Origin of the sequence: Azospirillum tabaci, assembly GCF_014596085.1 — a bacterium.
In the GTDB taxonomy this organism is placed as follows: domain Bacteria; phylum Pseudomonadota; class Alphaproteobacteria; order Azospirillales; family Azospirillaceae; genus Azospirillum; species Azospirillum tabaci.
Map to the genome: position 1 here is coordinate 241,276 of NZ_JACCJY010000001.1, position 15,071 is coordinate 256,346.

At 71.2% G+C, this 15,071-nt stretch carries 9 protein-coding genes and 1 tRNA gene; 6 read left to right on the forward strand and 4 right to left on the reverse strand.

Translation table 11 applies throughout. The annotated features are described in order from the left end of the window. Window positions 1-126 precede the first annotated feature (126 nt). The 5 genes from H0B54_RS01150 to H0B54_RS01170 are packed head-to-tail and all read left to right on the forward strand — an operon-like array spanning window position 127 to window position 10,822. Window positions 127-2,724 carry a hybrid sensor histidine kinase/response regulator gene (locus H0B54_RS01150; protein WP_188258915.1) on the forward strand — a complete coding sequence of 866 codons (2,598 nt, stop codon included), beginning with the start codon at window positions 127-129 and terminating at the stop codon, window positions 2,722-2,724. Between the two features lie 59 nt (window positions 2,725-2,783). Then, entirely contained in the window at window positions 2,784-6,587 is a 3,804-nt protein-coding gene (locus H0B54_RS01155; protein WP_188258916.1) for a response regulator, read from the forward strand. 52 nt (window positions 6,588-6,639) lie between these two features. Then, window positions 6,640-7,560, forward strand: coding sequence for a diguanylate cyclase (locus tag H0B54_RS01160; RefSeq protein WP_188258917.1), 921 nt, complete (start codon window positions 6,640-6,642; stop codon window positions 7,558-7,560). A gap of 32 nt (window positions 7,561-7,592) precedes the next feature. Beyond that, entirely contained in the window at window positions 7,593-8,825 is a 1,233-nt protein-coding gene (locus tag H0B54_RS01165; protein ID WP_188258918.1) for a molybdopterin molybdotransferase MoeA, read from the forward strand. Between the two features lie 26 nt (window positions 8,826-8,851). Further along, the gene (locus tag H0B54_RS01170) at window positions 8,852-10,822 is read left to right on the forward strand and encodes a molybdopterin biosynthesis protein (protein WP_188258919.1); all 1,971 of its coding nucleotides are present in this window, start codon (window positions 8,852-8,854) and stop codon (window positions 10,820-10,822) included. Here the strand turns inward: H0B54_RS01170 and H0B54_RS01175 are convergent. The 4 genes from H0B54_RS01175 to H0B54_RS01190 all read right to left on the reverse strand — a co-directional run bounded on the left by H0B54_RS01175 (window position 10,800) and on the right by H0B54_RS01190 (window position 12,857). Next, a complete protein-coding gene (locus tag H0B54_RS01175; protein ID WP_014239231.1) occupies window positions 10,800-11,702 on the reverse strand; it encodes a pirin family protein in 903 nt (300 codons plus the stop codon). The genes H0B54_RS01170 and H0B54_RS01175 overlap by 23 nt on opposite strands. A gap of 90 nt (window positions 11,703-11,792) precedes the next feature. Further along, a complete protein-coding gene (locus tag H0B54_RS01180; RefSeq protein ID WP_094301662.1) occupies window positions 11,793-12,071 on the reverse strand; it encodes a hypothetical protein in 279 nt (92 codons plus the stop codon). Window positions 12,072-12,241: 170 nt separating this feature from the next. Further along, window positions 12,242-12,317: transfer RNA gene (locus tag H0B54_RS01185), tRNA-Ala, on the reverse strand. Between the two features lie 141 nt (window positions 12,318-12,458). Then, window positions 12,459-12,857, reverse strand: coding sequence for a TIGR02300 family protein (locus H0B54_RS01190; protein WP_014239233.1), 399 nt, complete (start codon window positions 12,855-12,857; stop codon window positions 12,459-12,461). Between the two features lie 206 nt (window positions 12,858-13,063). Here H0B54_RS01190 and ggt point away from each other — a divergent pair, with 206 nt between their 5' ends. Then, entirely contained in the window at window positions 13,064-14,881 is a 1,818-nt protein-coding gene (gene ggt / locus H0B54_RS01195) for a gamma-glutamyltransferase (RefSeq protein ID WP_188258920.1), read from the forward strand. Window positions 14,882-15,071 lie beyond the last annotated feature (190 nt).

Consider the following 15,071-nt stretch of genomic DNA (forward strand, 5'->3'; position numbering starts at 1 on the left):
GGGCCGAAACGGAGCGGCGTCCGCCCGTGTGCCGGGAATGCGTCGCAAGATGCGAATCCGCATCGCGCCGAACAGGCAAAATGCAAAACGGGACCGCCGGGGGGTTGCGATGGCCGGAGAGTTGCGATGAACCTGCTTTCCAGCGAACTGCTGCTTGGGCTGACGCAGAACATCGGGCTGTTCGCGGTCGTGGCGGTCATCTTCCTGCAGATCCGCGGTCGTGCGGCCGGCTGGCCGGCGTCGGCGGCCAACGCCCTGCTGGGCCTGATGTTCGGCGGGGTGGCGGTGCTGGGCATGGCCGATCCGGTGCAGGTGGCGCCGGGCCTGTTCATCGACGCGCGCAACGTGATGGTCGGGCTGGCCGGTCCGTTCGGCGGCGCTCTGGCCGGGGCGGCGGCGGCGGCGGTGTCCGGGGCCTTCCGCTTGTGGCTGGGCGGGCCGGGAGCGGTGGCGGGAGTGGCGTCGCTGGCCGGAGCGGGGCTGATCGGCATGCTGGTGGGGGCGGCGGCGCGACGGTCCGGGCGTTTCGGCAATTGGCATCTGACCGCGCTGGCCCTGCTGGTGACGGTGATGGCGCCCTTCAGTTTCCTCCTGCTGCCCCCTGATCTGGCGCATCGCCTGAAGGACACCGCTCTGCTGCCGCTGAGTCTGGGCAATTTCTTCGGCACGCTGGCGCTGGGCACCTTCCTGCGCAAGGAGCAGGAGCGCTGCGATCTCCAGACCGCCCTCACCGAAAGCCAGCGCCGCTTCGCCGCGACGGTGGCGAACCTGCCGGGCGGCGTGTATCAGCGGGTGCTGACGGTGGACGGCCGGCTGCGCTTTCCATACTGCAGCCCCGGCTTCTTCCAGGTGATGGGCCTGCCGCCGACGGGGCGGGTGACGCTGGAATCCCTGAACCGCATCCTCCATCCCGAAGACCGCCCGCGCGTCTACGCCTCGATCCACGCTTCGGCCGAGACGCTGGACCCTTGGAACCTCGAATATCGGATCGTCCGGTCCGACGGCGAAATCCGCTGGATCAGCGCCTCCAGCCGCGCCGTCCGGCGCGACCAAGGCGACATCGTGTGGGACGGCATCGTCACCGACGTCACCGAGGCCAAGCGCAACGAGCAGGCGCTGATCCAGGCCCGCCTGGAGGCCGAGGCGGCCAGCCGCGCCAAGGCCGAGTTCCTGGCGACCATGAGCCATGAGATGCGCACGCCGCTGAACGGCATCCTGGGCTTCGCCTGCCTGTTGCTGGACGAGGATCTGACGCCCCGCCAGAACCACCACGCCCGTCTGGTGCGCGACGCCGGGCGTTCGCTTCTGACGGTGATCGAGGATGTGCTGGACTTCTCCCGGATCGAGGCGGGGCGGCTGGTGTTGACCGACAGCCCCTTCGCCATCCGCGACCTGATCGCCAACTGCGCGACGGTGCTGCGTCTGGAGGCCGAGGCGAAGGGGCTGACGCTGCACGCCGCCGTGGGGCCGGACGTTCCGGACTGGCTGCGCGGCGATCCCGACCGGCTGCGGCAGGTGGTTCTGAACCTTCTGGCCAACGCGGTGAAGTTCACCGAGCATGGCGGCGTCGGCCTGACCATCGTGAAGACCGCCGACACCCCCGCCGGGCCGCATCTGACGATCAGCGTCACCGACACCGGGATCGGCATCCCGCCCGACCGGCAGAACCGACTTTTCCAGCGCTTCAGCCAGATCGACCGGTCGCGCGGCGGCACCGGCCTGGGCCTCGCCATCAGCCGGCGGCTGGTGGAGATGATGGGTGGGACGGTCGGGGTGCAGAGCCAGGCGGGCGTCGGCTCCACCTTCTGGCTGTCGCTCGTCCTGCCGGAATCCGCTCCACCCGCCCAGGGCTGCGCCCCTTGCGCGGTGGACCGTCAGATCCCGCGCCGTCCGTTGCGCATCCTTCTGGCCGAGGATCTGGCGATGAACCGGGAACTGACCGTCGCCATGCTGCTGGGAGCCGGCCACTGGGTGGACACCGTCATCAACGGGCGGCAGGCGGTGGAGGCGGTGCAACGCGGCGTCCACGATCTCGTGCTGATGGACGTGCACATGCCGGAGATGGACGGTCACGCCGCCACGCGGGCGATTCGTGCCCTGCCATCGCCGATCGGGACCATCCCGATCCTGGCAATGAGCGCCAGCGCGCTGCCCGACGAGGTTCAGCGCTGCCGCGACGCCGGCATGAACGGCCACATCGCCAAGCCGGTGGACCGTGCCGCCATGCTGGATGTCATCGACGACGCGGTGCGCAGAGGCGATCAGGGCGATCCGGCCGCCGCAATCCAGACCAAGCCCGGAACCGTGGCGGAGCCGAGTCCGCTCCGTCAGCCGCTCGATCTGGCGATGCTGCGCCAACTGTCCGACGATCTGGGGGAGAACGCCTGCGTCCGCCTGGCCGCCGCCTTTCTCGATGACCTTCCCGAGCGGATGAAGCGCCTGCGCGCGGGCAGCAATTCCGGAGGCGATTCCAGCGACATGGCGACGCACGCGCAGGCGCTGATCGCGCCGTCGGCCTGTCTGGGGCTGGTCCGTCTGGCGTCCGCCTGCCGCGCGCTCTGCGCCGCCCTCCGCGCGGGCCGCCGGGACGAGGCGGCGGGATTGATCGGCAGCGTCCGGGACGCGGCGGAGGAGGGTGCGAGCGCCCTGCGCGACGCGCTGCCCGCCGACCGGACCGAAGCCCTTTTCAAGTCTCTTGCGAAGGACATCGTCCGGACGCCATAATTACCATGCGCGGCAAATTTCTCTCCTCCGGCGTGCGCCGGACTGGGCGGGCACCGGTGATGGATGACGCTTTTCTGACAGCGGAGGGGGCCGCCGCGGCCCCCCGCACGCGGCTGCGGACCCTGCTGACGACCATCGTCGGGGTGATCACCCTGTTCGGAGTCGGCCTGTGGGGGGCTGCCACCTGGGCCGACCGCGAGGAGGCGGTGAGCCACGCCCGCGATCGGACGCTGAGCGCCGCCCGTCTGCTGCACGAGCATGCGCGCCGCACCGTCGCCACCAGTGATCTCGTGCTGCAGCGCGTGGACGACCGGCTTCGCGTGCGGGAGATGGAGGCGGTCGGGCGCGACCTGCCGTTGTGGCAGGAACTGCGCGCCATGGCCGACGCCATGCCGGAGGTCAGCGCCATCTTGATTCACGATGCCGCCGGCAACGGGCTGCTGACCACCCGCCAATTCCCGACGCCACCGATGAACAACGCGGATCGCGCCTTCTTCCAGGCCCACCGGAGCGGCGAGGCGTTCCACATCGGCGGGATGATCCGGGGCCGCCTGTCGGGCCGGCCGACCTTCACCATCAGCCGCCGCATCGGAACGGTGGAGAATTTCCAGGGCGTCGCCCACATCGCTCTGGATCTGGACTACTTCCGCTTTTTCTTCGAAGGGTTGAACATCGGCCGCGGGGGCGCCGTCGCCCTGTACCGACAGGACGGAACCCTGCTGTTCAGCCTGTCCGGCCAGGACCCCGGCGCGTCGCCGTCCGCCGCACCGCCGAACCTGGTGCCGGTCCCCCCACCGATGGACGAGGCGCCGCGGACCACCGGCGGCACGATCGTCAGCCGGTCGCCGGTGGACGGGTCGGAACGGATCGTCGCCAATCTGCGGGTTCAGGATCTGCCGCTGATCGTGCAGGTCGGCATGTCGCAGGACGAGGCGCTGGCGCCCTGGCGCGAGCGCACGCTCCACGGCGGCCTGCTGGTTCTGCTGGCGGTGGCCGCCTGTGCCGTGCTGGCGATGGCGGCGGCGCGCAGCCTGTCGCGCGAGGAGGTGGGCCGTCGCCGGCTGGCCGAGACGAACGCCGACCTGGACGCCACCGCCCGCAGCCTGGAACAGGCCAACCGCGCCTTCGCCGGGGCCAACCGGCGGCTGAACCTGATCCTGCAATCCGCGTCGGAAGGCATCTGCGGCGTGGACCGGGACGAGCGGATCACCTTCGCCAATCCCGCCGCCTGCGCGCTGACCGGCTACACCAACGAGGAGATGCTGGGCCGCAGCCTGCATGTGCTGCTGCACCACACCCGCGCCGACGGCACGCCGGCGCCGACCATCGACTGCCCGGTCTTCGAGGTGCTGCGCACCGGCGAGGCGCGGGGCGGCTCGGAGGACATCTACTGGCGCAAGGACGGCACCAGCTTCCCGGTGGAGTTCGCGGCCTCCCCCATGCTGGAGGACGGGCGGGTCGAGGGCGCCGTCGTCGTCTTCCACGAGATCGCCGAGCGCAAGCGGGCCGAGGAGGCGCTGCGCCAGGCCAAATCCGTGGCGGAGGCGGCCAGCCGCGCCAAGAGCGAGTTCCTGGCCAACATGAGCCACGAGATCCGCACGCCGATGAACGCCATCCTGGGTCTGGTCCATCTGCTGCAGCAGACCGACCTGTCGACGCGCCAGCGCGACTACGCCCAGAAGATCCGCGTGTCGGCGCAGTCGCTGCTCGGCATCCTGAACGACATCCTGGACTTCTCCAAGGTGGAGGCCGGCAAGCTGGAGCTGGAGCGGGTGGAGTTTCGCCTGGACGACCTGCTGCAGAACCTCGCGGTGATCGTCGGCGCGGCGGCCCAGGACAAGGACATCGAGGTTCTGTTCTCGGTCGGGCCGGAGGTTCCGCTCGACATCGTCGGCGACCCCTTGCGCCTCCAGCAGGTGCTCATCAACCTCGCCGGCAACGCCATCAAGTTCACCGAGGCGGGGGAGGTGGTGGTGTCCGTCCGCGCCGTCGAGGTGACGGAGGAGCGGGCGGTCCTGACCTTCTCCATCCGCGACACCGGAATCGGCATCGACGCCGAGCAGAAGGAACGGCTGTTCCAGGCCTTCAGCCAGGCCGACAGCTCCACCACGCGGCGCTACGGCGGCACCGGCCTGGGGCTGGCCATCTGCACGCGTCTGGTCGCCCTGATGGGCGGCGCAATGGATGTGTCGAGCGAGCCGGGCCGGGGCAGCGATTTCCATTTCACCGCCGTTTTCGGGAACGCCGTCTCCGGACAGGCGGGACGGGGAAGGGAACGTCCGCCGCGGTTCCGCGCCGTGCCGCGCGGCCTGTCCGTGCTGGTGGTGGACGACAACCTCACCGCGCGCGAGGTGCTGGGCGAGCTGGTCACCTCCTTCGGCTGGCGGGCCTCGCTCTGCGCGTCCGGGGCCGAGGCGATCGCGGAGCTGGAGCGCGCGACCGCCGCGGGGCAGCCCTACGACATCGTGCTGATGGACTGGAAGATGCCGGGGATGGACGGGCTGGAAACCTCCCGCCGCATCCGCGAGGACGGGCTGGTGAAGGCGCCGGTCATCATCGTGGTCTCCGCCTTCGGACGCGAGCGGATGGGCGCCGCGTCGGGGGATGCCGGGATGGCGGATCCGGGCCTGGGCGGCGCGCTGGTGAAGCCGGTCACCGCCTCCTCCCTGCTCGACGCGGTGATCGACGCCTATGGGCGCGGCGCTGAGGGCGACGCAGCGGAGGCGACGCCGCTGCACGCCTGCGCGCCGGTCCCCGCCGGCCTCCTCCGGCCGCAGCAGCGGCGCCCTCTGTTCGGGCAGCGCCTGTTGCTGGTGGAGGACAACGGCATCAGCCAGGAGGTTGCCCGCGAGATCCTGGAGCGCGCCGGCGCCCGCGTGACCCTGGCCGGCAACGGATACGAGGCCATCGCCTGCGTCGAGGAGGCGGACCCGCCCTTCGACCTCGTCCTGATGGACGTGCAGATGCCGGAGATGGACGGATTCGAGGCGACGCGCCGGCTGCGCGCCCGGCCCGCCGGGCAGGGGTTGCCGATCATCGCCATGACCGCCAGCGCCCTGCCGTCCGACCGCCAGCGCTGCCTGGACGGCGGCATGGACGACCACATCGCCAAGCCGATCGACGTGGAGCAGCTGTTCTCCGTGGTGACGCGCTGGCTCGGCCAGCCGGCGGCGGGCGGTCTGCCGGCGGGGGCGCCGCTCCTGCCCAAGCCCGTGCCGTCCGCGGCCCACGCGGCGCTTCCCGCCGAGCTGCCGGGCATCGACGTGAAGGACGCCCTGCATCGGCTCGACGGCGACGTGGGGCTGTTCCGCAGGTTCGTCTCCGATTTCGCCCGGACCTATGACGGTGCGGCGGACGGCATCGCCGTCGCCCTGGCCTCTGGGGATCTGCCGCGGGCCAAGGCGCTGGGGCACGAGTTGAAGAGCCTGGCGGGCAACATCGGCGCCCGCACCCTGTCCGCCGCCGCGGACGCCGTGCAGGTCGCCGCCTTCCGCGGGGACGGGACGGCGGCGGCGGCGCAGCTGCCGGTTCTCCGCGCGGAGTTGGAGGCGGTGCTGGACTCCGCCGCCCGGCTGGCCGTGGCGCCGGGGCACGCCACCGGCCACGCCCCTGGCGGTGATGGTCCGGCGATGGACATCGCGACCCTGGAGCCCATGCTGGAGCGTTTCGCGCGGCTGCTGCGCGACAGCAACTTCGCCGCCGCGGAGGAGTTCGCCATCCTGGCGCCGCCGCTTGCCGACTGGATCGACCCGGTGTCCATGAAGGCGCTTTCGTCGGCCGTCGATGGCCTCGACTTTACAAAGGCTCAAGGAATCTTGCGCAGGATCACTCAGAATCTCGGCCTGTCCCTTCCGGCCGACTGATCCGCTTCGCACCGAACACCGCCTTCCGGGAACCGTCCCCCAGGAACCGATCATGACCGATGCACGCTCCAAAATCCTGGTGGTCGACGACATCCCGTCGAACGTGCATGTGCTGAGCCGCATCCTGAAGGACGATCACGACATCTATTTCGCGACCGACGGGGCGAAGGCGCTGGAGCTGGTGCAGTCCCGGCTGCCCGATCTCGTTCTGCTGGACATCATGATGCCGGGCATGGACGGCTACGAGGTCTGCGCGCGGATCAAGGCCGATCCGATCACCCGCGACATCCCGGTCATCTTCATCTCGGCCAAGAGCGAGGTGGAGGACGAGACCTACGGTTTGGAGGTCGGCGCCATCGACTTCATCTCCAAGCCGATCAGCCCGCCCATCGTCAAGGCGCGGGTGCGCAACCATCTGCTGCTGAAGCGGCAGACCGACCTGCTGCGCACCCTGTCCTTCAACGACGGTCTGACCGGCATCGCCAACCGCCGCCGCTTCGACGAGGTGCTGCGGCGCGAATGGCGGCGCTGCGGGCGGGCGCAGCTTCCGCTGTCGCTCATCATGCTCGATGTCGACCAGTTCAAGCCGTACAACGACCATTACGGTCATCAGGCGGGCGACGAGTGCCTGCGCGCGGTGGCCCAGCTCCTGGCCGAGCAGATGATGAGGCCGGGCGATCTGATCGCCCGCTACGGCGGCGAGGAGTTCGTCTGCCTGCTTCCCGAAACCGATGAGGACGGAGCGGTTCAGGTCGCCGAGCGTTTGCGCGAGACGGTGGCCGAGCGGCGCCTGCCCCACGCGGTGTCCCACGTCGCCGACCACGTCACCATCAGCTTGGGCGTCGCCACCGCCCGGCCGATGCTGGACGACACGCCGGACCGGCTGACCCAGCTTGCCGACGGCCTGCTCTACGAGGCCAAGCGCGCCGGCCGCAACCGTGTGTGCAGCGGTGGTGTGGAGGTTGCGGTATAAAGGGGCCGACCTGAGGCATTACGGGTGCAGCCATGACCGCGGCCAGAGCCGGAGACGACAGCGCGACCAGGGACCGGCTTCCTTTTGCAGCGACTCCGTCCGACGTGCGCGGGCGCGGCTTTTCCAGTCGAGCCTCCCTGACGGTGATGGAAGGCTGGATCGACGCCGCCGTCACCCCTTTGCCGCCGCGCGCCGTGGCTCTCGCCGACCTCTCCGCCATGCTGGCGGAGGGCGTGGTTCTCGCCGCGCCGTTGACCGTGCCGGGGGATTGGCCGCCCGCCGACCGCGCCGCCCGCGACGGGGTGGCGGTGGCTTCCAGAGACACGCTGGGAGCCGGCTCCTACAACCCGGTTCCGCTGCCGGGCGCCGTGACGGTCGCGGTGGGCGAGCCGATGCCGCCGGGGACCGACGCGGTCCTGCCGGTGGAGGCCATGCTGGCCGACGGCCCCTTCGTCGAGGCGCTGGGCAGCGCCGCTCCGGGCGAGGGGGTGGAGCGGCGGGGCGACGGTCTGCGCGCCGGGACGGTGCTGATGAAGGCGGGACACCGGCTGCGCCCGCAGGACCTTGGGCTGCTCGCCGCGCTGGGGATCGGGACGTTGCGCGTCGGTGCCCGCCCGCGGGTGCGCGTCGTGCTGGCCGGGGGGCCGCGTTCCGGCCCCGAAACGCTGGGCGCCATGCTGACCGTGCTGGTGGCGCGGGATGGCGGTGTGGTGGAGCTGGTGGGGCCGCTGCCGGCGGACCGCGCCGCCCTGGCCGCCGTTTACGCGGCCCCCGGCGCCGACCTGCTGATCTCCGCCGGGCGCACCGGGGTGGGGGAGGACGACGTGGCCCCCCTGGCGCTGGCCGACGCGGGGCAACTCGCCCTGCACGGCGTGGCCCTGCGCCCCGGCGATTCGGCGGCGTTGGGGCAGGCCGGCGGCGTGCCCGCCCTGCTGCTGCCCGGCGAACCGATGGCCTGCCTGACGGCGTACGAGCTGCTGGCCGGGCGGGCGGTGCGCCGTCTGGCCGGGCGGGACCCGGCGCTGCCGCATCCGGCGGTCCCCGCCGTGGCGGTGCGCAAGCTGGTGTCGGAGATCGGCTGCACCGAACTGTATCGCGTGCGCCGGACGGCGGATGGAATGGTCGAGCCGGTCGCCTCCCCGCACCGGCCGGGTCTGGCCGGGGCGGTGCTGGCCGACGGTTTCGTGCTGATCCCGGCGGAAAGCGAGGGCGTCCCGGCGGGGGCGACGGTGACCCTGCGCTGTTTTGACGGTACAAGTCTCTGAACGGCATCGAGTAAGGGGGGAAGGGCGTGTCCAACCAGGACATCCGGCGATTTGTCGCCCAGGCGGCCCGGCAGGAGCAGTTTCTGGAGGTGGTGGGCCGCGACGAGGCCGAGGCGCGCTTCCGCCGCCATCTCGACCTGACGCCCAAGGGGGCGGAGACGGTGCCGCTGGGCGCCGCGCTGGGCCGCGTGCTGGCCGCCGACGTGGTGGCGGAGGTCGATGTTCCGGGCTTCGACCGTTCCTCGGTGGACGGCTTCGCGGTGCGCGCCGCCGACACCCAGGGGGCGGGCGAGGACACGCCGGTCGTGCTGCGCCTGAACGAGGAGGTGCTGTCCGCCGGGCGGGTTCCATCGCTGACCGTCGCCCCCGGCACGGCCACGGTGCTCGCCACCGGCGGCATGCTGCCGCGCGGCGCCGACGCGGTGGTGATGGTCGAGCACACCGAGTCGCATGAGGAGGGCGACGCCCTTCTGGTGGAGATCCGCAAGCCGGTGGTGCCCGGCGCCTTCGTCGCCGCCGCGGGGTCGGACATCGGGCGCGGCGAGACGGTGATGCGCCGCGGGCAGCTGCTGACCTCCCGCGAGATCGGCGTGCTGGCCGCCATCGGGCGGGCCGAGGTGTCGGTGGTCCACCGTCCCCGCGTGGCCATCCTGTCCACCGGCGACGAGATCGTCGCCCCCGGCGAGCCGATCCGGCCCGGCGCCGTCTATGACTCGAACGCCGCCATCCTCGCCGCCGCGGTGGAGGAGCTGGGCGGGGAGCCCGTCCGGCTGGGCATCGCCCGCGATGACGAGGCGGAGCTGGCCCCGCTGGTCGAGCAAGGCTTGGCCTGCGACGCGCTGTTGCTGTCGGGCGGCACGTCCAAGGGAGCGGGCGACCTGTCCTACCGCATCATCAGCCGCCTGACCGACCCCGGGATCGTTGCGCACGGCGTGGCGCTGAAGCCCGGCAAGCCTTTGTGCCTGGCCGTAACGAAGGGCAAGCCGGTGGTGATCCTGCCCGGCTTCCCGACCTCCGCCATGTTCACCTTCCACGAGTTCGTCGCCCCGGTGCTGCGCGCGCTGGCCGGCCTGCCGCCCGCGGCGAAGGAGAGCGTGGACGCGACGGTGCCGATGCGGCTGGGATCGGAACGGGGCCGGACCGAATATGTGATGGTCTCTCTGGTGCGCGGGGCGGACGGCGGGCTGGCGGCCTATCCGCTGTCCAAGGGCTCCGGCGCGGTGACCGCCTTCAGCGCGGCGGACGGCTTCATCGCCATCGACCCGCAGGCCGAGGCGGTGGAGGCCGGCACCCCGGTGTCGGTCCAGCGCATCGGCCGCGACACCCGCCCCGCCGACCTGATCGTGATCGGCAGCCACTGCGTCGGGCTGGACGCCATCACCGGCCATCTGGTCGGGGAGGGGCTGACGGTCAAGGCGCTGAACGTCGGCTCGATGGGCGGCCTCGCCGCCGCCCGGCGGGGTGAATGCGACGTGGCGGCCATCCACCTGATGGACCCGAAGAGCGGGGAGTACAACCACCCCTTCCTGACCCCGGCGCTCGGCCTCGTGACCGGCTACCGCCGTCTTCAGGGCATCGTCTTCCGCAAGGGCGATGTTCGTTTCGAAGGCAAAACGGCCGAGGAGGCCGGCGTGGCGGCGGCGCAGGACCCCGACTGCATCCTGGTCAACCGCAACGCCGGCAGCGGCACGCGCATCCTGACCGACCGGCTGCTGGGGGCCGCACGCCCCGCCGGCTACTGGTCGCAGGCCAAGTCGCACAACGCCGTGGCGGTGGCGGTGGCCCAGGGGCGCGCCGACTGGGGCGTCGCCATCGAAAGCGTCGCCACCCTCTACGGGCTGGGTTTCCTGCCCTTGCAGGCGGAGCATTACGACTTCGTGATCCCCAACGACCGCCGGAACCGGCCGGCGGTTCGCCGCTTCCTGGCGGCGCTGGCCGATCCGGTGGTGCGGGAGACACTGACGGCGCTCGGCTTTACCGTTCCGGAAGCGGAATGAACTCCGTCTCGCCGGGAACGGCGTCGAACCGACCGGCCTTCCATTCGGCCTTGGCCTGTTCGATGCGGTCCTGGCGGCTGGAGACGAAGTTCCACCAGATGTGGCGCGGGCCGTCCATCACGGCGCCGCCCAGCAGGATCAGGCGGGCGGCGGTTTCGGCCTCCACCGTCACCGCGTCGCCGGGGCGCAGCACCAGAAGACGCCCGGACTCGAAGCGGTCGCCGTGAATCGTGACGGTGCCGTCGGCGATGTAGAGCGCCCGCTCCTCCGTCTCCCGGTCGATGGGCAGGCGGGCGCCGGCGTCCAGCGAGGCATCGACGTACAGCGTGTCCCACAGCGTGTTCATCGGCGAACGTACACCGTACGCCTCGCCCGCGACGACGCGCAGCCGCTTGCCCTCGCCCTCGACCACCGGCAGCTCGTCCGCGCCAAGATGGACGAAGGCGGGGTCGGTTTCCTCATGGGTCTTCGGCAGGGCGACCCAGGACTGGATGCCCGACAGCAGCCGGTCGCGCCCGCGCTCGTCGGTGGCGGAGCGTTCGGAATGGGCGATGCCGCGCCCGGCGGTCATCCAGTTCACCGCCCCCGGCCGGATCGGCAGGACGGTGCCCAGGCTGTCCCGGTGCAGGATCTCGCCATCGAACAGGTAGGTGACGGTGGCCAGCCCGATGTGCGGGTGGGGGCGCACGTCGATGCCCGCCCCGGCCTTCAGGATGGCCGGCCCCATCTGGTCGAGGAAAACGAACGGCCCGACCATCCGCTTGCGGACGGAGGGCAGGGCGCGCCGCACCTCGAAGCCGCCGATGTCGCTGGTGCGTGGAACGACCACCGTTTCCAGCCAGCCGTCCGGAGACTCGGTCGATGTTGGCGCCGTCGTCATGCTTGTCCTCCCGTTCCCGAAGCCCGTTCCCAATGGTGGGTGCCACCAACAGGTGGGAACCGGCGCCGCGAATGGGAGGGGGGAAAGCGTTCAGTGCTTGGGGGTGCCGCAGCCGCCGCTTCCGCACCCGCAGCCGCCGGCCGGGGCGGTGACGTGGATGGCGCCGCGCGCCGTGGCCAGCAGCACGTCCAGCGGGATGCCGGTGGCCTTGGCGAGATCGCCCAGGCTGGCGCTGTCCGGCACGCCGACGCCGGGGTTGAAGACCGGGTGGATCTGCGCCAGACGGCCCACGGCGTCCGGATCGACGGCGTTCAGCGCGCCCAGGGTGGTGTCGCCCGTCAGGGTGTTGGCGATCAGGATGTCGGCCATGGCGTGTCCGAAGCGGGAGGGAACGGGAATCGGCGGAAGCCGACGGTGCCGCCCGACCAAAGAGCGTTCCTTGACGCCTGTCAAGACGGTGGCGGCGAGAGGGCGGGAAGGAAAACCAGAGCCGAAACGCCGAAGGGCCTGCGCGGTGCTGCGCAGGCCCTTCGGGTGTTTGGTGGAGCCAAGGAGGATCGAACTCCTGACCTCTACAATGCCATTGTAGCGCTCTCCCAGCTGAGCTATGGCCCCGAAACTCTGGGCGGCGAGCCTTGCGGCCAGCCTCGGTGGAGCGGGATATTGGTCAGGACGGGGGGCTGATGCAAGAGAAAAATTCAGCCCCATCCACCTTTTTTCCGCCCCGCCGCACCCGTCTTTCCTAGGGGAGCGCGATCAGCGCTCCTCCTCATCCTCGCCTTCGACGTCGACGACCTCGTCCATGTCGTCCTCGCCCAGTTCCGAGGTGTCCTCGATCAGGACATCGTCCTCGTCCTCGGGCGTCTCGTCGGTTTCCTCGATGTCGTCGACGGACACATCGTCCTCGACCTCGTCGAGTTCCGTCGATTCCTCGTCCTCGGTCTCGGTTTCGGTGTCCTCGTCCTCCGAGGAGACCACCGGGGCCTTCTTGACATCGTCAACCGGCGCCGGGCGCGCCTTGCGGGACTTCAGCAACGCCTCGGGATCGAACTGCGCTCCGCAGCTCGGGCACACCGGCGGGTCCTTGCGCAGATCGTAATAGCGCGCGCCACAGCTCGGGCAGATGCGCTTGACGCCCCATTCGGGTTTGGCCACGCCTCGTCCTCCGTCACGTTCCTAGGGAATGCCCAATTCGGGAATTACAAGCCGCGCCCTTTGCCACGCCAGCGGGCGCTTGTCAAAAAAAAGTTCGCTGAATGTCGCCGGCAAACTGGCGGGGCCGGCGGCCGGTGCCAAACTTCACCCTGCGGTGGTCCTCCGGGCCGCCGACAAGGATACCATGATGATGGGGGAGGAATCCGATGCCGATCCTGCTGTCCCGGCGCTGGCGGGCGCTGCTGTCCGCCGGCCTGCTGGCGGCGCTGCCGCTGGAGGCCCTGGCCCAGACGTCGCCCTCCACGTCGCCCTCCACGTCGCCCTCCACGTCGCCCTCCACAGCCGGTCCCTCCGCCGCGGGTGACGTGGCGCCGGAGCGCGCGACCGGACGCGGCAGCCGCAGCCTCGACACCGCCACGCGCCACATGGTGGCCGCCGCGAATCCGCTGGCGGCGGAGGCCGGGCGGGAGATCCTGCGCGCAGGCGGCAGCGCGGTGGACGCGGCCATCGCCGTGCAACTCGTCCTCAATCTGGTGGAGCCGCAAAGCTCCGGCATCGGGGGCGGCGCCTTCCTGGTCCATTACGACGCCGCAACGAAGGCGGTGACCTCGCTCGACGGGCGCGAGACGGCGCCGGCCGCGGCGACCCCTGAGCGCTTCCTGGGGGCGGACGGCAAACCGATGCCCTTGTACGACGCGGTGGTCGGCGGGCGGTCCGTCGGGGTGCCGGGCACGGTGATGCTGCTTGAGCACGCCCACCGGACGCATGGCAAACTGCCCTGGCCCCGCCTGTTCGAACGCGCCATCGCGCTGGCCGAGAACGGCTTCACGGTCAGTCCGCGGCTGAACGGCCAGCTGGCGATGGAGAAGCACCTGCCGGCCAACCCCACGGCGCGCGCCTATTTCTACCAGCCGGACGGCACGCCCTGGCCGGTCGGCCATGTGCTGAAGAATCCGGAGTTCGCGGCGACCCTGCGCGCCATCGCGGAGAAGGGCTCCGCCGCCTTCTACGAGGGACCGATCGCCGCCGACCTCGTCAAGGCGGTGACCGGCCACCCCACCAACCCCGGCGACATGACCGAGGCGGACCTGAAAGCCTACCGGGTCAAGGAGCGGGAGCCGGTCTGCGGCCCCTACCGCGCCTACACCTTGTGCGGCATGGGGCCGCCCAGCTCCGGCGGGGTCGCGGTGCTGCAGACGCTGGCCTTCCTGGAGGGCCGCGACATGGCCGCCACCCGCGGCGATCCGGCGCTGGCGGCGCACTGGATGTCGGAGGCCGGGCGCCTCGCCTTCGCCGACCGCGGGCTCTATCTGGCCGACCCGGACTTCGTGTCGGTGCCGGTGAAGGGGCTGCTCGACCGCGGCTATCTGGCGAGCCGCGCCGCCCTGATCGGCGAGCGGTCCATGGGCAAGGCGCAGGCGGGCGAGCCGCCCTTCCGGGAAGGCCGCGCCTGGGGCTTCGCCGAGGCCGAGGAGCACGGCACCAGCCACATCTCCGTGGTGGACGGGGCGGGCAACGCCGTCGCCATGACCACCACCATCGAGGACGGCTTCGGCTCCCGCCTGATGGTGCGCGGCTTCCTGCTGAACAACGAGCTGACCGATTTCGCCTTCACCCCGACGGAGGACGGCAAGCCCGTCGCCAACCGGGTGGAACCGGGCAAGCGGCCGCGCAGCTCGATGGCGCCGACGCTGGTCTTCCGCGACGGCGCCCTGGTGGCCTCGGTGGGGTCGCCGGGCGGCAGCAACATCATCAACTACGTGGGCAAGACGCTGGTCGCCCTGCTCGACTGGAGCCTCGACCCGCAGGCGGCGGTGGACGCCCCCAACTTCGGCAGCCGCAACGGCCCGACCGAGCTGGAGCAGGGCACCGAGGCGGAGGGCTGGAAGGCGGCGCTGGAGGCGCGGGGGCACACGGTCAGGGCGATGGAGCTGACCTCCGGCACCCAGGCGATCGTGGTGACCGGCCAGGGGCTGTCCGGCGGCGCCGACACCCGGCGCGAGGGGGTGGCGGTCGGCGACTGATCGCGGGAGCGGTCAGGGGCACGTTCGAACGGTTCGGTCGCGGCTTTGGGAGACAGGATCGACACGGATTTAGCGGATCTTTGCCGATCACGGGACGCTGCGCTGCGCCCACCCGCCCGGTTCCGGGAAATCCGGTTTCAATCCGTGAAATCCGTGTCGATTCTTGCCCGCATTGCCTGCGCGCGGCTTT

What these genes read in the sequence shown, in the direction of transcription:
- H0B54_RS01150 (WP_188258915.1), top strand. Translation starts at nt 127, where the DNA reads ATGAACCTGCTTTCCAGCGAACTGCTGCTTGGGCTGACGCAGAACATC.
- ggt (WP_188258920.1), top strand. Translation starts at nt 13,064, where the DNA reads ATGCCGATCCTGCTGTCCCGGCGCTGGCGGGCGCTGCTGTCCGCCGGC.
- H0B54_RS01180 (WP_094301662.1), bottom strand. Translation starts at nt 12,071, where the DNA reads ATGGCCGACATCCTGATCGCCAACACCCTGACGGGCGACACCACCCTG.
- H0B54_RS01165 (WP_188258918.1), top strand. Translation starts at nt 7,593, where the DNA reads ATGACCGCGGCCAGAGCCGGAGACGACAGCGCGACCAGGGACCGGCTT.
- H0B54_RS01160 (WP_188258917.1), top strand. Translation starts at nt 6,640, where the DNA reads ATGACCGATGCACGCTCCAAAATCCTGGTGGTCGACGACATCCCGTCG.
- H0B54_RS01175 (WP_014239231.1), bottom strand. Translation starts at nt 11,702, where the DNA reads ATGACGACGGCGCCAACATCGACCGAGTCTCCGGACGGCTGGCTGGAA.
- H0B54_RS01155 (WP_188258916.1), top strand. Translation starts at nt 2,784, where the DNA reads ATGGATGACGCTTTTCTGACAGCGGAGGGGGCCGCCGCGGCCCCCCGC.